23 protein-coding genes are annotated in these 23954 nt (G+C 35.8%); 20 read left to right on the top strand and 3 right to left on the bottom strand.

Going from position 1 to position 23954, the window contains the following annotated elements:
• Positions 1 to 15 precede the first annotated feature (15 nt).
• The 14 genes from T323_RS0103785 (at position 16) to T323_RS0103720 (ending at position 10946) form a co-directional block, all read left to right on the top strand.
• The gene (locus tag T323_RS0103785; RefSeq protein ID WP_026672086.1) at positions 16 to 684 is read left to right on the top strand and encodes a GNAT family N-acetyltransferase; all 669 of its coding nucleotides are present in this window, start codon (positions 16 to 18) and stop codon (positions 682 to 684) included.
• A gap of 99 nt (positions 685 to 783) precedes the next feature.
• Positions 784 to 2568 carry an oligoendopeptidase F gene (pepF, locus tag T323_RS0103780; protein ID WP_026672085.1) on the top strand — a complete coding sequence of 595 codons (1785 nt, stop codon included), beginning with the start codon at positions 784 to 786 and terminating at the stop codon, positions 2566 to 2568.
• A 238-nt stretch (positions 2569 to 2806) separates the two neighbouring features.
• Positions 2807 to 2998: an alpha/beta-type small acid-soluble spore protein gene (locus T323_RS0103775; protein WP_026672084.1), complete on the top strand. Its 192-nt coding sequence runs from the start codon at positions 2807 to 2809 to the stop codon at positions 2996 to 2998.
• A gap of 56 nt (positions 2999 to 3054) precedes the next feature.
• On the top strand, positions 3055 to 3246 hold the full coding sequence (locus T323_RS0103770; protein WP_026672083.1) for an alpha/beta-type small acid-soluble spore protein: 192 nt from the start codon (positions 3055 to 3057) through the stop codon (positions 3244 to 3246).
• A 113-nt stretch (positions 3247 to 3359) separates the two neighbouring features.
• Entirely contained in the window at positions 3360 to 4190 is an 831-nt protein-coding gene (locus T323_RS0103765) for a pirin family protein (protein ID WP_026672082.1), read from the top strand.
• Between the two features lie 182 nt (positions 4191 to 4372).
• Positions 4373 to 4858, top strand: a complete 486-nt coding sequence (locus tag T323_RS0103760) for a GyrI-like domain-containing protein (RefSeq protein WP_026672081.1) — start codon at positions 4373 to 4375, stop codon at positions 4856 to 4858.
• Between the two features lie 77 nt (positions 4859 to 4935).
• Positions 4936 to 5301 carry a hypothetical protein gene (locus T323_RS0103755; protein ID WP_026672080.1) on the top strand — a complete coding sequence of 122 codons (366 nt, stop codon included), beginning with the start codon at positions 4936 to 4938 and terminating at the stop codon, positions 5299 to 5301.
• Positions 5302 to 5415: 114 nt separating this feature from the next.
• The gene (locus T323_RS0103750; RefSeq protein WP_035177519.1) at positions 5416 to 5934 is read left to right on the top strand and encodes a hypothetical protein; all 519 of its coding nucleotides are present in this window, start codon (positions 5416 to 5418) and stop codon (positions 5932 to 5934) included.
• Between the two features lie 23 nt (positions 5935 to 5957).
• On the top strand, positions 5958 to 6593 hold the full coding sequence (locus tag T323_RS0103745; RefSeq protein ID WP_026672078.1) for an MSMEG_1061 family FMN-dependent PPOX-type flavoprotein: 636 nt from the start codon (positions 5958 to 5960) through the stop codon (positions 6591 to 6593).
• A gap of 231 nt (positions 6594 to 6824) precedes the next feature.
• Positions 6825 to 7427 (top strand): NAD(P)H:quinone oxidoreductase, encoded by a 603-nt coding sequence (gene wrbA, locus T323_RS0103740; protein ID WP_026672077.1) that lies wholly within the window; start codon positions 6825 to 6827, stop codon positions 7425 to 7427.
• A gap of 127 nt (positions 7428 to 7554) precedes the next feature.
• Positions 7555 to 8535, top strand: a complete 981-nt coding sequence (locus T323_RS0103735; protein ID WP_026672076.1) for a ring-cleaving dioxygenase — start codon at positions 7555 to 7557, stop codon at positions 8533 to 8535.
• Positions 8536 to 8545: 10 nt separating this feature from the next.
• Positions 8546 to 9154: an alpha/beta hydrolase gene (locus tag T323_RS0103730; RefSeq protein ID WP_026672075.1), complete on the top strand. Its 609-nt coding sequence runs from the start codon at positions 8546 to 8548 to the stop codon at positions 9152 to 9154.
• 155 nt (positions 9155 to 9309) lie between these two features.
• A complete protein-coding gene (locus T323_RS25895; protein WP_035177515.1) occupies positions 9310 to 9978 on the top strand; it encodes a hypothetical protein in 669 nt (222 codons plus the stop codon).
• Between the two features lie 152 nt (positions 9979 to 10130).
• Entirely contained in the window at positions 10131 to 10946 is an 816-nt protein-coding gene (locus tag T323_RS0103720; protein WP_026672074.1) for a uroporphyrinogen-III synthase, read from the top strand.
• A gap of 40 nt (positions 10947 to 10986) precedes the next feature.
• Here the strand turns inward: T323_RS0103720 and T323_RS0103715 are convergent, their stop codons facing one another.
• Positions 10987 to 12420 (bottom strand): hypothetical protein, encoded by a 1434-nt coding sequence (locus T323_RS0103715; protein ID WP_026672073.1) that lies wholly within the window; start codon positions 12418 to 12420, stop codon positions 10987 to 10989.
• Between the two features lie 329 nt (positions 12421 to 12749).
• On the opposite strand from T323_RS0103715, the gene T323_RS0103710 reads away from it, so the two are divergent.
• From T323_RS0103710 to T323_RS0103700, 3 genes are all read left to right on the top strand, one after another.
• The gene (locus tag T323_RS0103710) at positions 12750 to 12947 is read left to right on the top strand and encodes a cold-shock protein (RefSeq protein WP_026672072.1); all 198 of its coding nucleotides are present in this window, start codon (positions 12750 to 12752) and stop codon (positions 12945 to 12947) included.
• Between the two features lie 106 nt (positions 12948 to 13053).
• Positions 13054 to 14178, top strand: a complete 1125-nt coding sequence (locus T323_RS25890; RefSeq protein ID WP_051556343.1) for a DEAD/DEAH box helicase — start codon at positions 13054 to 13056, stop codon at positions 14176 to 14178.
• A 158-nt stretch (positions 14179 to 14336) separates the two neighbouring features.
• Positions 14337 to 16856 carry a GGDEF domain-containing protein gene (locus T323_RS0103700; RefSeq protein WP_026672071.1) on the top strand — a complete coding sequence of 840 codons (2520 nt, stop codon included), beginning with the start codon at positions 14337 to 14339 and terminating at the stop codon, positions 16854 to 16856.
• A 160-nt stretch (positions 16857 to 17016) separates the two neighbouring features.
• On the opposite strand, the gene T323_RS25885 is transcribed toward T323_RS0103700, so the two are convergent.
• Together T323_RS25885 and T323_RS0103685 are read right to left on the bottom strand one after the other, a co-directional pair.
• Complete coding sequence (locus tag T323_RS25885; protein ID WP_051556342.1) at positions 17017 to 17607, bottom strand: spore coat protein; 591 nt, start codon at positions 17605 to 17607, stop codon at positions 17017 to 17019.
• 212 nt (positions 17608 to 17819) lie between these two features.
• Positions 17820 to 19010, bottom strand: a complete 1191-nt coding sequence (locus T323_RS0103685) for a chromate transporter (RefSeq protein WP_026672070.1) — start codon at positions 19008 to 19010, stop codon at positions 17820 to 17822.
• 801 nt (positions 19011 to 19811) lie between these two features.
• On the opposite strand from T323_RS0103685, the gene T323_RS0103675 reads away from it, so the two are divergent.
• The 3 genes from T323_RS0103675 (at position 19812) to T323_RS0103665 (ending at position 23896) form a co-directional block, all read left to right on the top strand.
• Positions 19812 to 20375 (top strand): DUF2179 domain-containing protein, encoded by a 564-nt coding sequence (locus tag T323_RS0103675; protein ID WP_026672069.1) that lies wholly within the window; start codon positions 19812 to 19814, stop codon positions 20373 to 20375.
• 246 nt (positions 20376 to 20621) lie between these two features.
• Complete coding sequence (gene helD, locus T323_RS0103670) at positions 20622 to 22925, top strand: RNA polymerase recycling motor HelD (RefSeq protein ID WP_026672068.1); 2304 nt, start codon at positions 20622 to 20624, stop codon at positions 22923 to 22925.
• An 8-nt stretch (positions 22926 to 22933) separates the two neighbouring features.
• Positions 22934 to 23896 carry a Gfo/Idh/MocA family protein gene (locus T323_RS0103665; protein ID WP_026672067.1) on the top strand — a complete coding sequence of 321 codons (963 nt, stop codon included), beginning with the start codon at positions 22934 to 22936 and terminating at the stop codon, positions 23894 to 23896.
• Positions 23897 to 23954: the final 58 nt, after the last annotated feature.

Genomic DNA, 23954 nt, shown 5'->3' with positions numbered 1-23954 from the left:
TGGAGGAGAAAACGAATGTATAGAAAAGAAGTATTTGTATTTGAAAATGACACTCCTGTTAAAGCGATTGTTCGGAATTATACTCTTGATGATTTTGATGATTTATATACGATACAACAAGAAAGTTTTCCTCCTCCTTTTCCATCTGAACTTCTATGGAATAAACAACAAATTCACAACCATGTGTCCCTTTTTCAAGAAGGGGCATTATGTGTTGAAATAAATGACCAAGTTATTGGTTCGATGACAACGTTACTTGTATCATTTGATCCAATACACCCCCTTCATACTTGGGAAGAAATAACAGACAAAGGGTATATTCGAAATCATAATCCTAATGGAAATACTCTTTACGTTGTTGATATTGGAGTTAGACCTGGTTATCGTCGTCTACAAATTGGGAAACTGTTAATGCAATCGATGTATGACCTTGTCATATATAAAAAGCTCGATCGGCTGTTAGGTGGTGGACGAATGCCTGGATTCGAAAAAGTAGCAACGGAAATGTCAGCGGACCAATACGTTCAAGCTGTCTTATCAGGAAACAGAAAAGACCCTGTCCTTTCATTTTTACTTCGATGTGGGCGAACACCTGTTGCACTCGTTCCTAATTATTTAAAGGATGAAGAATCTTTGAATTATGGGTTATTAATGGAATGGAAAAATCCATTTAAAATAAAATGAAAAAACCAAAAGGAGATCATCCTTTTGGTTTTTTTGCTCATGGAAAGTTTGATATGGTAATACTAATAAGTAAAATAAGAACTTGAGGAGTGTGGGACATTGTTTTTTTCATCCAGGGAAGAAATACCAAAACAAGAGAAGTGGAATTTTAGCGATCTTTATGAATCGACTACAGAATGGGAACAAGATTTGCAACAATCATTAAAGTTAGCCGAAACATTAAAATCGTATGATAATAATATTTCAAACGCACAAACTTTATTTGAATTTTTAACAACACAAGAAGAGCTTTCGTTTATTTTTAAGAAGGTTTATGTGTACGCCATGTTACATGTAGATGTAGACACAAGAGATACAGGTTCTCAAGCTTTGTTAGACCGTGCAAAGCAAGTTAGTGTGAAAATTAATTCCGCAACTTCTTTTTTTATGCCATTTTTATTGAGTTTAAAAGAAGAAACATTAAAGGGCTACATTGCAGAAGTAGCCGGCTTACAATATTTTGAAGACGATTTATTTGAATCCTATCGTTATAAAAAAAACGTATTAGCAAAAGAGCAAGAAGAAGTATTATCTCAATTAGGAGAAACTCTTTCTTCCCCTAGTCATACGTTTAGTATGATGAATAATGCGGATATTAAATTTGGTATGGTTACAAATGAACGTGGAGAAGAAGTTGAATTAACGAGGGGAATGTATGCGAAATTAATAGAAGATGAAAATCGGATGAAACGGAAAGAAGCTTATAAAGCTTATTATAAGCCTTATATTCAAATGCAAAATACGATCGCATCGACCCTAGCTTCGGCAATAAAGACAAATGTGACATTGTCTAAAATGCGTCATTATCCTTCTGCCCTACACAAGGCCCTTTTCAGTGATAATGTTCCGACAGACGTCTACTCTACGTTAATTAAAACGACAAATGATCACCTTGAGCCACTTCATCGTTATGTGGACTTAAGAAAAAAATGGTTAGAAGTGGATGAATTACGAGCCTATGATTTAAATGCACCACTTGTTGAAGGGGTTAAATTAGAAATCCCATATGACGAAGCATATAAAAAAATGTTAGAAAGTTTAACTCCTTTAGGTGATGAGTATGTCAACATTTTAAAGTCGTTTAAAGAAAAGCGTTACCTTGATGTATGGGAGACGCCAGGAAAGCGTTCAGGTGCGTACAATATCGGTGTGTATGGTGTTCATCCGTTTATTTTACTCAATCATAGAAATGACATTGACAGCTTGTTTACGTTAACCCATGAATGTGGGCATGGAATGCATTCTTATTACAGTTCTACGTACCAACCACAGATTTCAGCTGGTTATTCTATCTTTGTAGCAGAAGTTGCTTCAACGGTCAATGAGGTACTACTGATTCGACATATGCTGAAAACAACAAATGACAAGAATATGAAAAAATATTTACTTAATCATTTTATCGATAGCTTTAAAGGGACATTTTTCACTCAAGTAATGTTTTCAGAATTTGAAAAAACAACTCATGAAAAAGTGGAAGATGGTGAACCGCTTAACGTTCATGTTTTTAATGAAACATATGAAGCGATATTTAAGAAATACCACGGAGATACACTTGTATTAGATGAAGAAGTAAAGTATGGATGGTCGAGAATTCCTCACTTTTATCGTCCTTTTTACGTATATAAATATGCGACAGGTTTTGCTTCAGCTGTTTCCGTTGCGGATAAATTGTTAGAAGGGGAAGAAAAAACGAGAGAGCAGTATCTTGCTTTTTTAAAGGCTGGAAGCTCTGATTATCCATTAGAGTTATTAAAGGCAACTGGTGTTGATTTAACAAAACCAGATACCATTAAGCATGCCCTCTCACTTTTTGACTCCTTAGTTGATGATTTTGCAAAACTGTAATTCTAAAAAAAGCCGTGTCTATTCGGCTTTTTTTTGTATTCTAGCGATTGTCATTTCATCATAAAGTTTTTGATGTAGGAGGAAAATATCTTAATTCCATCTATGGAGTTACAATTGCCCTTCTTTTTGCTTTATCTTTTTTATTATATATGGAAACATATACCTACATTTAAATTTGAATAAAATATTGGTATCCCTGTCATACTATAAGTAATCTAATAAAGAGAGGTGATACAAGATGGCACGAAACAGCAATCAACTTCTAGTTTCAGGTGTGGAACAAGCACTAGACCAAATGAAGTATGAGATCGCGCAAGAATTCGGTGTACAACTTGGTCCAGATGCAACTTCTCGTTCAAATGGTTCTGTTGGCGGAGAAATTACAAAACGTTTAGTTTCTCAAGCTCAACAACAATTATTTGTTAAGTAATTCCTATTTCGAAACTGCTAGTAACCAAAAAAAATCATTGAGAGGGGTTTTTCAAGATGGCACGAAACAACAATCAACTTCTAGTTCAAGGTGTAGAGCAAGCTCTAGATCAAATGAAGTATGAGATCGCACAGGAATTCGGTGTACAACTTGGTGCAGATGCAACTTCTCGCGCTAATGGTTCAGTAGGTGGAGAAATTACAAAACGTTTAGTTTCTCAAGCTCAGCAACAATTATTCGGAAGATAATTAAATATAATGGCTAGAAACGTACAGTTATTCTGTACGTTTCTTTTTTTGAGCAAAATCTTCGACTTTTTATTTTCTTCCTATTAGTCTAAAGAAAACGGAAAAGAGTGATTATAGTGTTAAAACGAAAAATTTCACGAGTGTGGAACGTCGATATAAAAAAGCATAATGAAAGTCATTCTTCTGGATTTGTGATTGAACCAGGTCATTGGGAAGAATTTGATCCCTTTCTTTTAATGGCAGAAGATTATTTTAAACGTGGAACATTTGGACCGCACCCTCATCGTGGAATGGAGACTGTTACTTATGTTATAGATGGGAAATTAGAGCATGAAGATAATAAAGGAGGAGCTGGAGCCCTTTATCCAGGGGATGCTCAATGGATGACAGCAGGGAAGGGCGTTATTCACTCAGAGGAACCAGCAGTTGGTGAAACAGTCCACTCATTACAGCTTTGGGTAAATTTACCGAGCGATAAAAAAATGACAGAACCACGATATCAAAATTTGCTTGGGGAAAAAATGCCAATAAGGGTTGAACGTGGTGTGATTGTTAAAGTGTTTTCAGGAAACTCTGGAGATGTTCAATCTGAGACAAAAAACCATGTACCAATTACAATGGTTGAGATAAAATTAGAAAAAGGAGCTACATTCGCTCAAGATATTCCTCAACATTATAATGGATTTTTCGTTATTCTTGAAGGAACAGGTACATTTGGCTTAAATGAAGTTGAAGGAACAAAAGGGGATGTTTTGCTTCTTGAGCAAACAGAAGGAGAAGGACATACAGAAGTAGATATATTTGCTTCAGAACCAATGCGACTTCTCTTGTATGCTGGACAACCGGTCCGCGAACCAGTTGTCGCTAGAGGGCCGTTTGTCATGAATACTGAAGAGGAAATTAATCAAGCATATGCTGATTTCCGAAACGGTAAATTTATTTAAAGCTTTTCTAAGTAATGTTGGAGTCATAGCAGAGTTTTGCAAAACAAATGTATTTGGAAATTGCTATAAAAAGAGTTACCTATCAAGCTGTTGATAGGTAACTTATTTTTTTCTATACGATTGAACCTTTGTTTGGTAAACTAAAGTAAAGTTCCATTTTTTCGATTTAGAGGTGATTATTGGTGATTGAAAAGATAGAGAAACAAGCTTTTTGTGGAATTGGTTTTCATTGGTCAGGAACGTATCAAGAAGCGGCAAATGGAGAAATTAGAAATTTGATTTCCGAATTATTAAAAAGGAAAAAAGAAATTGTCGGAAAGATTGATGAGTCTATTATCATTGGTGTATCTATCCATGACCGTCCAGATGGATTCACTCACTTCTGTTTTTTTGAAACGAATAATATTAATCATATTCCGAATGAAATGGTGTCCGTGCAAAGACCTGCTAGTAAGTATGTTCAGTTTCATCATCCAAAAGAGGAAGACATTGCAAGTGCGTATGAAAAAGTTGCAGAGTATATTAAAAATAACAATATTCAAGTAGTGGAACTAGAATCCGTACCAAAGTATGATCTTTTGCCAATAAAACAAGAAGTTTATAATGTGAATGAAGTTTTATCAAGTACCCCTTCTTATCTTATAGAAATCCCGGTTCAATCATTTTAAAATAAATGTTGTCATTCTTTTAAAGGATTTGTATAAACATGTAATTAGGACAACCCATACTGAATGGAGAGGTTTTGATGTCAAAAAAGAATATAACCATTTGTCTATTATTAATTGTTATGGTTGCTTCTGTCCTGTATTATTCACCTGTCCTTTTTCAAGAAGGCAATCCATTATCGATCGCTTTAGGAATTGCAAAATTAGAATTAACAGACGAGGAAATCATTCCCTTTTCAGAAAATGCAAGAGAAACGAAATATGTGTCCCGTTCCTCAGAAACGAGTTATAATGAAGTACCTGCATTACTATTGCAAGGAGGGGAATGGGAGTTTGAGGATCAAATGGGTTCAGCACTAATTTTTGTTCAAGATGATAAAGAGCAAATCATTACGATGAGTAAATTCACAAAACACTATATTATTTGGACGTTGCATCATACATAAGAAGACAAGCATGAGTGGAGATGTCGATATGCCATTCATGCTTGTTGTTTTATTTTTAGGTGATATATAATTATATTATGTAAACTTTTGGAAATTTGTAGAGGAGGAGCTACAGTGGGAAATGAGCTTTTTTTTAAAGACAATTTCTTTTCAGCTGGATTAACAGATATTTATAATGAGAAAAAAGAAAAAATCGGAAGCCTTGATTTAAAAAGTGCTTTTTCATCAAAGGTTGATATCGTGAATTTAGAAGGAGAGATGATAACAAGTGGATTTTTCCCTGTTTTTTCTGCGAAGTGGAAAGTGGTCGATTATAACGAAAATGAATTAGGTGTATTGCGACAAAGGATGACATTTTTTTCGAAAAAATTTGAATATTTAACGAAAAATCAAGTATGCTATACGATTCATTCAGAAGCATTTTCCAAGGAATATGAAATAAACAATCAAAAGGGCGAAGTTGTAGCTCATTTTAAAAGAATAAATGGTTTTTTTGAATCTCCAGCATTTAAACTCGTAAATTCATCTGAAGTTTTGACAAATGAAGAGCTTATAACTGTTGTGATGGGAGTCAATATGATAACGAAAAGAAATAATTCCTCATCGCATACAACACATGGACACACACTGTAATAAGGAAATGGAGTTGAGTGATTATGAGTCATTTTTTTTCAAATCAGATTTCAATAATAAAACACCTTGAAGAGTTAAACATCGGAAAACCAAGTCTAGCTGTACAAAATAAAACAATAACAGAATTAGATGAACATTGTATTGATTTTATCCAAAAATCACCTTTTGTCGTTCTTTCTACGTCCAATAAAGCTGGAAAATGTGATGCTTCTCCGAGGGGGGATGAACGAGGATTTGTGCTCGTATTGGATAACAAACATCTTGTTCTACCAGAAAGACCCGGAAATAAAAGGATGGATTCAATACATAATATCCTCTCAAATCCTCAGATTGGCTTATTGTTTACAATACCTGGCGTTGAAGAAACATTAAGAATAGCAGGAAAAGCTTATATTATAAACGACTCAAAGTTATTGAAAAAAATGGCAGTTAACGGAAGATCTCCCCAGCTCGGTATAGGTGTAGAAGTTGAAGAATGTTTTATCCATTGTGCAAAAGCGTTTAAGCGGTCAAAATTGTGGGATTGCAGTTCCTGGATTCAGGAAGAAGAGCGACCTAATGCAGCTGCAATACTTGTCGATCATATTAAAATGAAAGAATTAACACTAGAGATAATAAAGGAAAACTTAAAGGAAAGTTATTTGAAAAGATTGTATTAATAGAGAAAGAAAAACAAACTTCATGAGAAAACAGTGTAAAAAAAAGATTTGACAAAGCCCTAACAGTCCTTATATAATTATCTTAAATTCAAGATATTTTTGTCGTATTATCTTGAATTCAAGATAATTAAACTGAAATGAGAAAAGATGATGTTTGTCTTTTAATTTTTTTGGGTAATTATCTTGAAGTAAAGATAATTTATATTGTAAAATAAAAAGGAGTGGAAAGAAATGTCAAATGTAAAATTAGCTATCATTTATTACAGTTCAACCGGTACAAACTATCAACTTGCAAAGTGGGCAGAGGAAGGCGCAAAAGAAGTAGGAGCAGAAGTTAAAGTAGTCAAAGTCCCTGAGTTAGCACCTCAAGCAGCTATTGATTCAAATCCAGGTTGGAAAGCTCACGTGGAAGAAACAAAAGATGTTCCAGAAGTAACGTTAGACGATCTAGAATGGGCTGATGCGATTATCTTTAGCGTGCCAACGCGATTTGGGAATATGCCAGGTCAAATGAAACAATTTTTAGATACGACAGGTGGACTATGGTTTAATGGCAAATTAGTAAACAAAGCAGTGAGTGCAATGTCATCCGCTTCTAATGCACACGGAGGACAAGAGGCAACTATTTTAAGCTTGTATACTACGATGTATCATTGGGGTGCTATTGTTGTCGCACCTGGTTATTCAGACCCAGTTACTTTTGCTGCAGGGGGTAATCCTTATGGAACAAGTGTGACAGTTGACCAAGAAGGAAATATGGTAGAAGACGTTCAAGAAGCAGCAAAATATCAAGCAAAACGTACAGTAGAAGTAGCCGCATTACTTAAAAAATAAGATAAATGAGGGTGTCTGAGCAATAGTGTAGACACCCTCGAATTTATTGTATAAAAAAAGTTGAACGAATGGAAAGAGGCATAAGGGAATACTACTATCGAAAATAGACAGAAAAGAGGACATATTTATGGATAGAAAAGCTTTGAAAGGAATTCATCACGTTTCTGCCATTACTGGTAGTGCAAAAAAAAATTATGATTTTTATACAAAAGTGCTTGGATTACGCTTAGTCAAAAAAACGGTAAACCAAGATGATGTTTCGGTCTACCATCTGTTTTATGCGGATGAAAGAGGAAATCCAGGGACGGATTTAACGTTTTTTGAATTCCCGATCGCAGGGTCAACTTATCATGGAACAAACAGCATTACGCTAACTTCATTACGAGTTCAAAATGATAAGGCACTAGCATATTGGAAAACTCGTTTCGTTGAGTTGAAAGTGGACCATGATGAAATTTCAACGAGAACTGGTCGAGCAACATTGTCATTTCGTGATCCAGAAGGCCAACGACTCGCATTAGTGTCTGATGAGCATAATTCAGGTGTAGCTGGAGGGAAACCATGGGATAAAAGCCCTATTCCAGTTGAACATGCAATTTATGGTCTCGGGCCTGTTCAACTTACGGTAAGTCGTCCTGAAATAACGGCGAGAGTGTTAACAGACATTCTTGGTTTTAAAGAAACGAGAAGTTTTCCTTCAACAACGTCAGGTCAATCCGAAATTCGAGTTTTTGAAACAGGTGAAGGAGGCACAGGTGCAGAAATTCTTTTAGAAGAAAGAGCAGATCTTAAAAGAGAGCGACAAGGAAGGGGAAGTGTCCATCACGTTGCATTCCGAGTCGAGGACCAAGATGAACTTTATAAATGGGTGGACCTTTTAAATCAATTATCAATCCCGAATTCTGGTTTTGTTGAACGTTATTATTTCCGCTCATTATATTTTAGAGAACCAAATGGTATTTTATTTGAATTAGCAACTGATGGACCAGGCTTTGAAGGAGATGAAGATTTTGAACATTTAGGTGAGAAATTATCATTACCTCCATATTTTGAAGATAAACGTGAAATGATCGAAGCTCGACTGCAACCGTTAGAAACAAAAGAATAGGAGATTGTGTATGGAACATATATTTAAACAAGGAACAAATCCAAATGCACCTGTCTTGTTGTTATTGCATGGAACGGGAGGAAATGAACGAGATTTATTGCCATTAGCTGACATGATTGCACCTGAAGCTTCAACATTAGGTGTTCGTGGAAATGTACTTGAAAATGGGATGCCTCGCTTTTTTAGAAGGTTAGCTGAAGGTGTTTTCGACGAACAAGACCTAATTTATCGCACAAAAGAATTACGAGATTTTATTGATGACATGGCCATCCGATATGAATTTAATCGTTCTCGTGTTCTTGCTATCGGTTATTCTAATGGCGCCAATATCGCCGCAAGTTTACTTTATCATTATGAAGATGTTCTTTCTGGTGCGATATTGTTTCATGCTATGGTTCCCCTACGTAATATAGAAATACCTGACTTAAGTAAAACTTCTGTATTTATTGGTGCTGGCAAATTTGATCCGTTAATTCCTGAACAGGAAACGAAAGAGTTGGCTCAGCAATTACGACAAGCGAATTCCACAGTATCAGAATTTTGGACGAATGGTGGCCATCAATTAACAAAAGATGAAGTGGAACAAGCAAAACTATGGTATGATAATAATTTTTCGTAAAATAACAATAAAGTGATTTTCTAGTCAACTACTGTGGTAGATGAGACGTGAAAATCACTTTTTTATATTTATAGGACTTTTTACACTGATATATGTACAAGCTTTTTCATATAATTTAATGTTGAAATGTCTTACACAAACAAGGAGAAATACATATGTCAAAAAATCATGAACCACGTTCGCTTTGGAATCGCCTTATAAATCCTGGTAAATGGACAGATTGGTTATTATTGTTTTTCTTTTCCGCTTTAGCTTCACTACTTGTATATTCCTCGATTTTTAATGATTTTATTTATCGGGTCTTTGTTATTTTGTTTTTGTTTATTCTTACGATTACTGTAAATATAAAACTAAATAAAATTCTAAAACAACGAAATAAAAATGAAATGAATCTTGACCCGGTAGAAGAGGTCGAGGAAGATATGGATGAAAAAGTTGATGAGTTGAAACAATTGGATTTGGGAAGAACGCAGCTACTGGAAGAATTGTTTTCTAAAGCAAATCTAAAGGAAATCGAGAAGGAACAATATCGAGAACAAATTCAAAAAAAGAATGCTGAGATTTCAAAACTACAGCAAACTTTATTGTTGACAAAAAAGTATTTTTCTAAAGAAGATCCGATCAAAGAGATTGTTCCTTTATTTCAAAAAGACACATTGTTAGAAGGGTCGCTTACGAAAATCAATGAAGAGTTGGCCTATATTAAACTAAGTTTGTCAGATAAAACGAAAAAAGCTCTTCAAAAAGCAAATGTTGTAGATGTTGATTTTAATTTAACGAGAGCTGGTTATAAAGCATTATTAAAAGAATTTGAAAAAAAATAATCTAAAAAGGGAGTTTCATTCGATAGAAGGATGGGACTCTCTTGATCTCATAAAAAGATGTGTTTACGCTACTTGTTATATAGGATTATATTGTGAATTCACGTAAAACATAGTATGTTTATATAAATAGTAAAGTAGAAATGAGGGTCAGTATGGAAAAAGGATTAGCAGGAAAAACAATTGTGTTAGCAGCTTCAAGAAAAACCGATGAAATGACGACTTTAATTGAAAAGCAAGGAGGAACGGCATTAGTAAGGTCTATGCAAGGAACCGTATTTTTAGCTGAAAAAGAAGTAGAACCTGTGTTGAAACAAATCGTTGAAGAAAAACCGGACTTTTTTATATTCACAACAGGAATTGGGACTCAAACATTATTGGATGTTGCCTCACGCCTTGGGATTTATGATGATTTTTTATCGGTAATTCAAAATGCGAGTGTAGCTTCACGTGGATATAAAACGTTTGGGGTCTTAAAGAAATTGGGGATTCAACCTGTCGCAGTTGATGAAGATGGGACAACTGCAGGATTAATCCAATCTTTAAAGCATATTGATTTGCAAGGAAAACGAGTTGCCGTTCAGCTTCATGGTGATGCTTCTCCAAAAATGATCGGATTTCTAGAAGGTAAAGGGGCGTCTATTCTTCAAGTGTTACCTTATCAACATACTGCACCTGATGATGTGATTGTAGAAACTTTGATTCAAGAAATGAAAGAAAAGAAGGTGGATGCTGTTTGTTTTACAACAGCGATACAAGTTCGTTCATTATTTAAGTACGCAAAAAAAATAGGAACGGATAAAGAGCTCCTATCTTTATTTACAAATGAGATTGATGCTGTTTCGGTTGGGAAAGTCACTTCAGAAGCGTTAAGAGAAGAAGGTGTGGAACATTATGTCGCTCCTGAATTAGAAAGAATGGGAGCTATGATTATTGAATTATCGAAGTATTACAATCTACAAAGTGAATAAAAACATGGAGAGAACTTCTCTCCATGTTTTTTTCAATTGCCTAAAGAAACAACAAAGCAAAGATCGTTGACACTGTCAAACCAATGACAACGGGAATAAAACTTCTCCGCACTAATTCCATTACAGAGATTTTGGCAAAACCTGCAATGGCAATAATCGGTGACCAAGCAACAAGTGTACCGCCACCTACCCAAATAGCACCCATTTGCCCAATTGATGCAAGTGTGGCAGCATCTGTTCCTACCGAAGTACTTAATGCTTCAGATAACCCACCAATAAGTGGTAATGCAGAAAAACCTGATCCATCTAAACCTGAAATCATTCCTAATAAAAGAACACCGAACCCTGTGATAAACGTATTTTCAGGTATAGCGTGTTGCCCAGCTTGCACTAAATCAAATAAGAAAGCTGGTGCATGATCACTATCAACCCCAAAAATTTGTGCAGCGAAGTCTCCACTTCCAATAAAGAAAAATCCAGCAATCGGAATGACGACACCCATTACTTTAAAAGCAAAGACAAATCCTTTTCGAATATAATCACCAACATTATCAAATGCAGATTTTGCATTTTGTGCAAATGAAACGGCGATGACAAGGAGTACGGCAGTTCCCCCAATTAATGCAGCTCCAGCACCGCCTTCCATTGAAGGGATTGCGCTTGTAAAAGTAGCAAGGATAACATAAACGACAATCGCTAGAAAAGCGACTGGAACAAGAACCGCAAAAAGAAAACTAAATTTCTTCGATTTCTCTGTTTCTTCTGTGTGAGAAGGGCTAATTAAGTTATCATCATCGTCGTCTTCGTTTTCCCACTTCTCAAGGTTTTCTTTTGATGGAGCAACTATTTCTTTGCGGATGGATAAATATACAAGTGTAAGAGCAACAACCCCTGTTATTAAGGATAAAATGAGCGCTTTTTCCGTAATAATCGCTGCATCTAATCCTGCTGTTGATGCGGTTAATGCTGGTGCCGCTTGAATGACAAAATCTGATGATAAGGCCATCCCATGACCAGCTATAGAAATGGCTAGTGCGGCACCGATTGGAGACAAGCCTGCTCGGATTGCCACGGGGATGAGAAGAGCACCAATGAGTGGAACAGCAGGAGCAGGCCAAAAGAATAATGATAAAGCATATGTTACAAAAACGAGAATCCAAAACGATGTTGTTCCATTTTTCATTACTTTTTGAAACGGCACAATCATTTGTTCATCCGACCCAATCGATTTAAGAGCATGAAGTAACGCTGTCATAATCGCAATAATTAAGAAAATATGAAACAATTCCCCGGCTGCTGTAACACTCGCAGTAAAAATCGTTTGTAACCCTTCTATTACTGATCCAGAAAATATCCATCCTATGAGAAAAGTCATAAACAAAGCGGGAACGACTACATTTCTTCGAAGTAACATCGTACCTATAATAATGCAAGTGCCAAGTAAGTACATCCAATGAGCGACTGTTAGTTCCATTTTAATAAATTCCCCTTTCTAAAAAGGTGAGATAACCATTCTTAATGGTGAAGAAACACCGATAAAATACTATATGTAGGCATTCGGTAATTGGTGATCAAATTAATTTGGGAAACGCTTACCCTTTTCTAGGTCTACAAACCTAATTAAATTATTTTTCCAATTTTTATTTGCTTTTTATATATAACATGCTATAATAAGATTAATTATTGTTGTTCGGATAATTGGATAGAAGAAAGAGCTTAATAAAGTGATTTTCGTCTTGAAAGATTTTGAAGAGCAAAAATAGTAATACAAAGTGGGAAAGTCCACACAGGAGGCACAACAATATGGTACAAGGTACAGTAAAATGGTTTAATGCAGAAAAAGGTTTCGGTTTCATCGAAGTAGAAGGACAAGACGACGTATTCGTTCACTTCTCTGCAATTCAAGGCGAAGGTTTCAAATCACTTGAAGAAGGTCAAACAGTTACTTTCGAAATCGAGCAAGGTCAACGTGGACCACAAGCAGCTAACGTACAAAAATAAGTAACCATTATAGAAAAAGATTCCTTCATTGGAATCTTTTTTATTTTGTTTTTCAAACGAAAGTAGGGAAAAATAAAGAAAAAACTATGAAAGTAGGTGTGGTGGCATGAAAGATTTTGCTATCCTTGGTTTGTCAGAACAATTACGTGCTATAGTTGCTGAGCAAGGTATAGTTGAACCAACACCGATTCAAATTAGTACGATCCCTCCCGCGTTAGAAGGAAGAGATATCATTGGACAAGCACAAACGGGTACCGGAAAAACGTTAGCGTTTCTTTTGCCACTTCTTCAAAAAATACAAGTTTCTAATAACAAAATACAAGCTTTAATTCTTTCTCCTACGAGAGAGTTAGCGATTCAAATTACAGAAGAAGCGAACAAAATCGTTCGAAAAATGAACGATATACATGTTGTTGCTGTTTATGGTGGACAAGATGTTGTGCAACAAATTCATAAGCTTAATGGGAATATTCATATAGTAATTGCGACTCCAGGTCGTTTGTTAGACCATATTAGAAGAGGAACCATTGATATTTCTCAAATCAACATGCTTGTTCTTGATGAAGCTGACCAAATGTTACATATGGGTTTTTTACAAGAAGTGTTAGCGATTATCGAACAAACTCCGACTACAAGACAAACGTTAATGTATTCAGCTACATTACCTGTAGAATTGAAAAGTGTTGCAACATTACATATGAAAGATCCTTATGATATAAGGGTTAAAAGAGAAAAATGGACAATAGCTGATATTGACCAATATGTTGTGGAAACTACAGATCGTGCTAAACAAGAAACATTACGTAATGTTCTCGATGAACAACAGCCGTTTTTAGCGATTATATTTTGTCGAACGAAACGAAGGGTTAACCGACTTCATGAAGCGTTACATGGGTTTCGTTATCTTTGTGATGTTCTCCATGGAGACTTGTCTCAAACAAAAAGAGAAGAAGTCATGATAAGGTTTAGAAAAGCCGAAATACAATATTTAATTGCAACAGATGTTGCGGCAAGAGGATTAGATGTCGAAGGAGTAACTCACGTGATTAACTATGATATTCCTCATGATATCGAAAGCTATATTCATCGAATCGGAAGAACTGGTCGGGCAGGAGAAAAAGGAGTTGCGATTACATTAGTCGCACAAAAGGATAAAATACACCTTGCACATATTGAAAACGAACTGAAAGTATCCATTGAAAAGGTAAAGACAAAACATAAACGAAATTAAATGAGTCTTTAAAAAGATTGTAATATATACCTCCATTCCTCCTTTGTAAACCATGGTATAATGAGTTAGATAATGAGGCACCTAAGTCACTAATGATTCCATAGTGCTTCTTTTTTTGTAATATTTTGTATTTGAAAGTAACAGGAGGAAAAGGCAGGATGTCGATAAAGAAAAAAATTCCTTTTATTTTTTCACTCGTCGTACTAGTGATATTAACAACATTTAGTGCGATTCACTATATACGCTGGGAAAACAAGGTAATGGAGCGGTATGAATCTGATATTTCAATGATTACTCGTGAGGTTACGTATCATGTGAATCGCTCAAAAGAAACGACTCAATTCATTGAAGAAATGATGGGTCGAGAGCTTAGAACCGCCTCCATTGCAGTCAAGCATATGATTGATGATGAGTATGACAATGTCACTAATGAGGAACTGGTAGAAATAGCAAGAGAACTAATGTTAGCTCATATTACATTATTTGCAAAATCTGATGATGATATTATAGGAGTTCGTTCTTCCGACCCTTATCAAATTGATTTGTCTACAAAAGAATGGGGCTATTGGTATGAGGCATTTTCACAGCTATTTGACGTCCAGCCTGTTACTGTGGATGAAGGTCAGACCTTAAAGCATTATTGGTCAGGTCCCATTGAAATAGCCTCATCAAACCCGAATCACCGTGATAAATGGGGATACTATTATGATGGGACAACTGATTTTCTCATTAACCCTTATTTTCGCGATGAAGATGTTTTAGATTTTGAGCGTCGTTTTGGACCCTATAGCGCAATTCAGCATTATGAATCAACACGTGAAGGATTACTGGAGTTAACTGTATTTAATCCTAATAATTTTGGTAAGAACGAAAAAACGGTGAATTTAAATGGAAATACGTATGTTCGGATTTCAGAGCAACCGATTTGGTATGGAAGTTATCATTATGAAAATACGAAAACGGATGCTGCACATATTAAAGAAGCAATGGATTCGAAAACGACAACATATTATAAAGAAATGATAAACGGGAAAGAAGTTCAAAAATCGTTTGTTCCAGTTTTTTCGACGACAGGGGAACCGTTTGTTGTAGGTGTTTCCTATGATTATTCAGTAATCGGTAACCAATTAAAAGAAGATTTAATGAATCAAATTAGTGTTTCTGCACTTTTTTTCCTATTAGTTCTTATTATTTCGGTTCTTTTATCAAAGTCATTGACTAGTCCAATTTCCTATATTGCCGATTCTGTTAATGAAATTACAAAAGGAAATTTCAATCGAAAAATTGAGTTGCAAAGAAAAGACGAACTTGGGCGTTTAGCTACAGACGTTAACCAGTTAAGTCAACACTTAAAAGAGTACATTGATGATTTAGAAGAAAGTAAAGCGATTATCCAACATCAAGCATACCATGACCCATTAACGAATTTACCAAACCGAAGATATGTCCAAGAAAAACTGCAACAATTAAAAGAAAAAGCAGAAGTAGAAGGTTCGAACATCGCTTTAGCTTTTATCGATTTAGACCGTTTTAAACAAATTAACGATTCACTTGGTCATAGTCAAGGAGATGAATTGATTTGTAAAGTGGCAAAGCGGATTAAACAATGTTTCCCACCAGAAATTGGTATTGTAGCTAGACAAGGTGGAGATGAATTTATTATCTTACTAGATGATATGGATCAAAAAACGATTGAAACGAGAATGAGTTCTTTATTAAACAATCTTGAATTCCCTGTGAATTTATTAGGGACAGAAGTGTATATACGTGCAAGTATTGGAATAGCACAATATCCAACAGATACAATGAATATTTCTGAATTACTAACTTATGCGGATATGGCCATGTATACAGCAAAAGCAAAAGGTGGTAATCGCATCGTTGTTTACAATAGACATATGAAAAGTCGTTCTGATGAACAACTTCATATTGAATCTCGTCTGCGAAAGGCGATTGAACAAAAAGAAATTGAAGCTGTATTCCAACCTATTTTTGATGTTGAATCAAATCAAGTTGTGGGGGCAGAGGCGTTAGTACGTTGGGAGGATGCGACATTAGGACCAGTTTCACCAATAGATTTTATTCCGTTAGCTGAAGATACCGGTCTTATTACTGACGTATGGGAACAAGTGATGCGGAAGGCCTTACAACAAGTAGCAGAATGGAACAAAAAGATGGATAACCCTTTAACAATCGCTGTCAATTTTTCAGCGAAGCAATTTCATGAACCAAAGTTTATGGTGAATAAAGTGAAAGAACTACTTTCCGAATTCCATGTGAAACCGGAATGGTTTGAAATTGAAATTACAGAATCGATTTTAATGTACGATACAGTCAACACAATAAAAGCATTACAAGAGCTACAACAATATGGAATTAAAATCTCAGTTGATGATTTTGGGACAGGATATTCTTCATTAAGTTATTTGAACACATTACCGATTAATAAGTTAAAGATTGATCAGTCCTTTATTCAAAATATTGATGAAAATAACAATAATTCCGAAATTGCTGAAGCGATTATTAAATTAGCTCATACGTTAAAATTGGAAATTATTGCTGAAGGTGTGGAAAAAGTCCATCAAAAACAGTTTCTTGTCTCTCATCGTTGTAATCGAATGCAAGGTTATTTATTTGCAAAGCCTTTAAAGGCGTTTGATTTTGCAGCAATTATATAAATAGAAAAACCTCAGTTCAATGAATTGAGGTTTTTTCTTTTTTGATAGGTAGGAAAGTATAAAAGTTTTGGTCTGGCAGTGAAGCTTTGAAAGCTATTTCAAGAAGAGCAAAGGCTTCGCACTTCGTTTGAAAGAAAAGACGCTCCCGTGTTTTTCTTTATTACATTGTATACCCGCTGTTATGCTGTTGCATTGTTGTATTCCCCATTGTCATCGTATTCATCGGCTGGAACATTGCTGTCATTTGGGTTGTTTGTTGTTGACTAAATGTCGGAGGTTGATAATAACCGTTTTGGTTCATCCATGCCCAAATTTCATAAGCCATTTCTTGACAAAGATTAGCTCCATTTACATGATACATACGAAGTTGAGGGTCAGCACATTCGTTAGCCCATTGCATTCCCATCATTGAACCAGTTTTATGAACGTTCAAGGCTAATGTAGCAATCGTTTGGTCTGATAATGTTGTGGGGTTTGTTGCTGGTGTTGACATTGTTGTTTGGTTTTCGATTCCAATAGAATGTTGCGATTGGAAACTAGGGGGTTGGTGTGTAACGTGAGCACCTTTTCCAGTCATCAAGTTAATCCCTTGTTGATAAGCAGAAATCATTTGTTGTTGATGCTTTTTAAGGATAGATTGTAAGGTTTGGTCATTACATTGAGACGCAAACACCCCATGTTGTTCGATTTCTGCTGCTTTCGTTCTTAAGGCTTCTGATGTTTCTAATAATTCGTGAGCTGCTAAGTTCATATTTAGTCCCTCCAAAAAGTGTATTAGGATTGCTCCCATTGCTATTGTTAGTTAGTCTGAAAAAAGCATACAATAAATTTTTTTGTATTTTTTTACCAATAGAAAACAAAAAAAATACTGAGACTAAAGCAGAGAAAAAGACGGAATGAAGTTTAAAATAGCGGTTTTTCTCTCATGCAATAGTTGATGTTTTCTCAGCCTCTAATATTTTTTTATAACGAAAGGAAAAATCCTCCAACGGCTCCAACAAGCACAATAACCCAAGGGGGGAGTTTCCAAAACACTAACATACTAAATAAAAGAGCAGCAAAGGCAAAATCAACAGTTGAAAGAATAGAACTTGTCCAAATTGGATCGTATAATGCAGAAATTAAAATTCCGACAACCGCTGCATTTACTCCCATAAATACACCTTTAACCGTTGAATTTTTTCGAAGGGCGTCCCAAAAAGGTAATGTTCCTAAAATAAGAAGAAATGCAGGTAAAAAGATTGCTACCGTCGCAAGTAAGCCACCTTGCCACCCAGAAATAACCGTGCCGATATAAGCTGCAAAAGTAAATAATGGACCTGGCACTGCTTGGGTCGCTCCATACCCTGCTAAAAATTGTTCTTCTGTTAACCAACCTGTAGGAACAAATTCTCGTTCAAGTAAAGGTAAGACGACATGTCCGCCTCCAAAAACGAGTGAACCTGCACGGTAAAAGCTATCAAATAAGGCGACCCATTGAAATGAAGTTATCTCACGTAAAAGAGGAAGAAGAACAAGTAAACTAAAAAATAAAGTAAGGCAAACGATGCCAAACTGTTTTGACAGCGGAAACTCAACTGATGTGTCACCGTTTTCAATGATTTGCTGTTTGAATAAAAGAAAGCCAATCACACCGGCTATAATAATGACACCAACTTGTGTAAAAGTGGTTGGCCATAATAATGTTGCGATGACCGCAAAAAGTGCAATGGTTTTCCGGTTTAAATCAGGTGTTAAGTTTTTAGCCATTCCTAAAATCGCGTGGGCGACAACGACGACAGCGACTATCTTTAATCCGTGAATCCATCCACTTCCATCAAATCCAAAACTATGTAGAATTAAAGCAAATACAATTAAAGCAATGACAGAAGGTAAAGTAAATCCAATAAAGGCAAGCAACCCACCTAACAATCCAGCTCGCATGACGCCAATTCCTATCCCTACTTGACTGCTTGCAGGCCCAGGAAGGAATTGACATAGCGCAACGAGGTCTGCATAACTTTTTTCATCCATCCATTTCCGTCTCCGAATATACTCTTCATGGAAATAGCCTAAATGAGCAATCGGTCCGCCAAAAGAAGTAAATCCAAGCCTTGTGGAAACAAGGAGGATTTCAAGTAGGGACCTACGCTCGTATTTTTGTTTCGTTGACACACTTTGTACCCCCAATTAAAAAGTCTAACGTTACCATACCAATATTTAGCTTTATGAACAATTGAACTTTCGTATTTTTTACGAATTCTTTACAATATATTTTTTAATAGCTTTTTCGGCCTCTTCAATTGTGTTTGCTTTTTTAATGCAAGTAATAATCCAATGGCCACACTACCGGTGCGGCTTTTGCCACCTTGTCAATGCAGAACTAAAGGTTCGTTTTGCCTTGCTTTAGAAGCGACATAATCAATTGCTTGTTTAATGGTTCTGTTTGATTTGGTTTTGCATCGATTAGTGGAAATTGAACTAGTTTATTTTAGAGTTTTCGGGAGGAACTTCGATTTCACCTCGTAAATCTACAATCCATTCAATGTGGTGGTTTTCAGTGACTTCTTTTACTTGTTGTATACCACATAAAAAAAAAACATCTTGTATTAAACGTATGATAATCACTCATTTCTTCCATCTCCTCTCTTTTTTATTATATTAGAAATAAAAATTTTGGATAGCAGTGAAGCTTTGAAAGTTTATTCTAGAAGAGCAAGGTTTCGCACCTGCGCGTTTCACCCAAAGAAGAGCACTTGGGGTTCACTTTCAAAAGCGGGCAGGGTTTCTCACTTCGCTTGAAAGAAAAGACGCTCCCGTGTTTTTCTTAATTATATATGGAACAAAACAGAGCAGTAAATCATTTGATAGAAATGGCAAGTAAACATTTTATAGAAATCATGACTTTAAGGTTATGTTTCCTTGTAACATCTGTTACACTTAGCAAGGTAATAATGAAAGAAAGGAAGATGCACAATGTGGCAAGCACTCATTATTTTTATCGCTCAACTGTTACTTGTACCCGTTTTGACATTACGAACCGTGCTCATGGTCAAAGGGATGAAACGGCAAGCTTCAGGGATGGGTATGTTAGAAGGCATTATATATGTTGGAGCATTGGGGCTTGTTTTTAGTGACCTTTCCAATTATTTAAATATGATTGCCTACGCTGTCGGTTTTGGTTTAGGTGTTTACATTGGTGGCGTCCTAGAAGAAAAGCTTGCGATTGGTTATGTTACGATAGAGGCCAATATCCCATATAAAAATGAATGTTTAATTTATAAATTAAGAGAAGAAGGGTTTAGTGTGTCTACTAGCGAAGTAGAAGGCATGAACTCCATGCGCTACCGCCTTGATTGTACAGCGAGAAGAGACCGTGAAAAAGAATTTTACGCGCTAATTAGTTCTTATGAGCCATCAGCATTTGTAGCATCCTATGAACCTCGAAACTTCAAAGGTGGTTATATTACAAAGGCGATGAAAAAAAGACGAGAATTATTTTTAAAGAAGAAATCGAAAAAACAAAACGAGACAGCGTAATTCACGAACAATGGCTCAAACATGTTTAAGGAATTCCCCTTCGAATACGACATGTTTTCGGTTAAATCTTGTGTTTTTTTAATCTTATCGGCGTATATCCGTTTTGATTGTAATACCCTACTATAACGAGTTTCTCGTTTGTCAAGGAAGTTCAAATTTGAGCTTCTTTTTTCCTTCCATATTGAATATGGATCCAAAAAAAGGGTAACATAGAATTTTATTGTTGACCGTAAAGGGAGTGAGTCTATGAAAGAAGAAAAATGGCCTGAACAAAAAAGAGTTGATTTTGTCATTGAACAAATCAAAGAACGAATGGAGCAATTAGAAAACAAGTTAGGAACAATTAATATAGATGTGGTCGATATTCGAAAAAGGTTTTGGGAAGATATAACCGTGAATTTAGACAATGCTGAAGAAGCTGCTGAAACCCATGCGAGTATTAAACAACAAGCAGAATTACTGTCAGAACGAGAACGGACGCATCGAATTGCAATAAATGAAGTGAAACATTTATATAGATTAAAACATTCACCTTATTTTGGTCGAATTGATTTTACCGAGGAAGGCGAGGAAACGGAATCGATTTATATTGGTACCGCTTCCTTTGTAGATAAAAATGGACTTGATTTTTATGTGTATGATTGGAGAGCACCAATATCAAGCTTGTATTATGATTACGGTCCAGGACCTGCAAATTATGAAACACCAAGTGGGCTGATAGAAGGTCAGGTTGAATTAAAACGACAATTTATTATTAAAGATGGGATCATTCAGCATTTGTTTAATACCGGAATTACAATTGGGGATGAAGTCCTGCAACAAGTACTAGGTGAAGATGCAAATGCTCAAATGAAAAGTATTGTTGCGACGATTCAAAAAGAGCAAAATGAGATAATTCGCAATGAAAGTTCCAATCTTGTCCTAGTCCAAGGTGTTGCAGGAAGCGGGAAAACGTCTGCCGCCTTACAGCGAGTCGCCTATTTACTGTATCGCTATCGCAATACGCTTGATGCAAATCAAATTGTATTATTTTCACCAAATCCGATGTTTAATAGCTATATCTCTACGGTTTTGCCTGAACTTGGAGAGGAAAATATGGAGCAAACGACATTTCAACAATATTTATACCATCGATTAGGTGAACAATTTACAGTGGAAGATCCCTTTGCACAAATGGAGTACATTTTACAAGAAGATAATCAAACAGAAGAATATAAGCAACGAATAAACAGTATAAAAATAAAGTCTTCTCATACTTTTATGACGATTATTGATGACTATGTTCATTCACTATCTAATGATGGGATGTTATTTTTTGATATTTTATTTCGAGGAGAACCACTTTTTACGAAAAGAGAGTTGAGTGAAAAGTTTTATTCTCTTGAAAGTAAGTTATCCATTCCAAACCGACTTCATCGATTAACGGAATGGATTGAAAAAGCCATCCGCAAACAAGAAATTGAGGAGCGCAAAAAACGGTGGGTTGATGAAGCGATCGAGTTGCTAGATAAAGAAACGTATTTAAAGGCCTATCAAAAATTGCAAAAGTCAAAAAACAATGAAAATAATCCTATCGATAATTATGACCGCGAACACGAAATCTTAGCGGCCCTTGTTGTGAAAAAACAGTTTAAACCACTTCGAAAATTTGTTCAAAATTTTAAGTTTCTTGATGTGACTGGGATGTATAAACAATTGTTTAATCAAAACTTCAAAAACAATGACCTGTCTACATTAGCAGAAACAACCCAACAACATGTAAATCAAGGTTTTTTACCATATGAAGATGCGACACCTTATTTATACTTAAAAGAAAAATTAGAGGGATTTCAAGTGAATACCTCGATTCGCCATGTATTTATAGATGAAGCGCAAGATTATACCCCTTTCCAATTCTCTTTTATTCGAGGGTTATTTCCGCGGGCCAAAATGACTGTGTTAGGAGACCGCAGTCAGACGATTTATTCTCACTCAAGTGAAGACGGATTTTCTTTATTACAACAAGGATATGAGCCTGACGAAATTGCATTTTATAATTTAAAGAAAAGCTATCGCTCAACAAAGGAAATTGTTGAATTTACGAAACAAATCTTACAAGTTGATGTTATTCCTTTTAACCGTCATGGTGAAAAGCCAGTTGTCATTCAAGCCAATAATGAACAAGAAAGAAATGAACTCGTCTATGAACAATTACAGCATTATAAACGCCTTCATATGGGGACAATCGCTGTGATTTGCAAAACAGCACAGGAATGTGAAGAAGCTTTTTCGTATTTAAAACAAAAAGAAAAAGCAATTCGCTTGATTACAAAATCCACAAGCGAGTATGATAAAGGAGTTCTTATTATTCCTTCGTATTTAGCCAAAGGAGTAGAATTCGATGCGGTTATTATCTTTAATGGTTCCAAAGACCTTTATCATGATGAAAGTGTAAGAAAATTATTTTACACGGCGTGTACACGGGCAATGCATGCCTTATCGATTTGTTATGTAAAGGAAGTTAGCCCTTTTCTAACCGGCATCGATAAAGAAACGTATATATCTAAGTAGGTGAAAGTATGGAAAAGAAGAAAGTCGGCATTGTTGGGTTAGGTGTAGTTGGGAAACGATTACTTCACAGTTTTACTGCTGAAGAACTAACAGACATTCAATGTGTTTGCGATACCCATGAAGAAGTTGCCGAAAGTGCGGCATCAGAATTTGATGTCCCGCATTATGTTACAGATTATAAAGAACTCGTCAGTCGAAGCGATATTGACCTTGTGTATGTTGCTGTACCACCGGCTTATCATTATGATGTTGTTATGAGTGCGTTAGAGCATAATAAACATGTATTATGTGAAAAACCATTAGCGAATTCATTAAATGAAGCAAACGAAATGCTAGACAAAGCAAAAGAGAAAGGGTTAGTACATGCAATGCATTTCCCGCTTCCGTATAGTCTTCCTTTTACATATGTGAAAGAGCAAGTAGAAGAAGGACTGCTTGGTGACATTTTGAGAGTGAATTTACTCATGCACTTTGACCAATGGCCAAGACCTTGGCAAGTGACACCTTGGATTGGAACAAGAGAGCAAGGTGGTTTCATTCGGGAAATTATGCCACATTATATCCAAATGATCATGCATATATTTGGTGACATAACCGAAGTAGAAGCTGAGATTGACTATCCGACTGACCCCGATTTAAGTGAAGTTGGACTCATTGCGAAATTTCGATTAGCCAATGGTATAAAAGTTATCATCGATGGTTTAGTTGGGCAAGCATCTAATGAGCGAATTGCTCTGACGATTCATGGAACAAAACAATCTCTTTCTTTTGAAAATTGGCGAGAAGTAAAGGTTGCGAACCGTGGAGAGGAATTCTCTTCTATTGAACCAGAACTTCAAACGAAGAAGGTTTTTTCATTACTAGAAGAGGTTTGCCGCAAAATGGATGGTCATGATGCCTTCCTTGTTGATTTTGAAGAAGGATTACAAGTTCAGTCTGTCTTGGAAAAAATATTATCGACTCAAAAATAAAGAATGAAAAAGGGAATGGTAGCGGTTCTTTTCGAAGGACCCTACCTATTTTTCGTAT

This window comes from Alkalihalobacillus bogoriensis ATCC BAA-922 (assembly GCF_000621445.1).
Taxonomy (GTDB): domain Bacteria; phylum Bacillota; class Bacilli; order Bacillales; family Bacillaceae_F; genus Bacillus_AO; species Bacillus_AO bogoriense.
The sequence above is the reverse complement of the archived record's forward strand: the minus strand, read 5'-3'. Positions and strand labels throughout refer to the sequence as shown.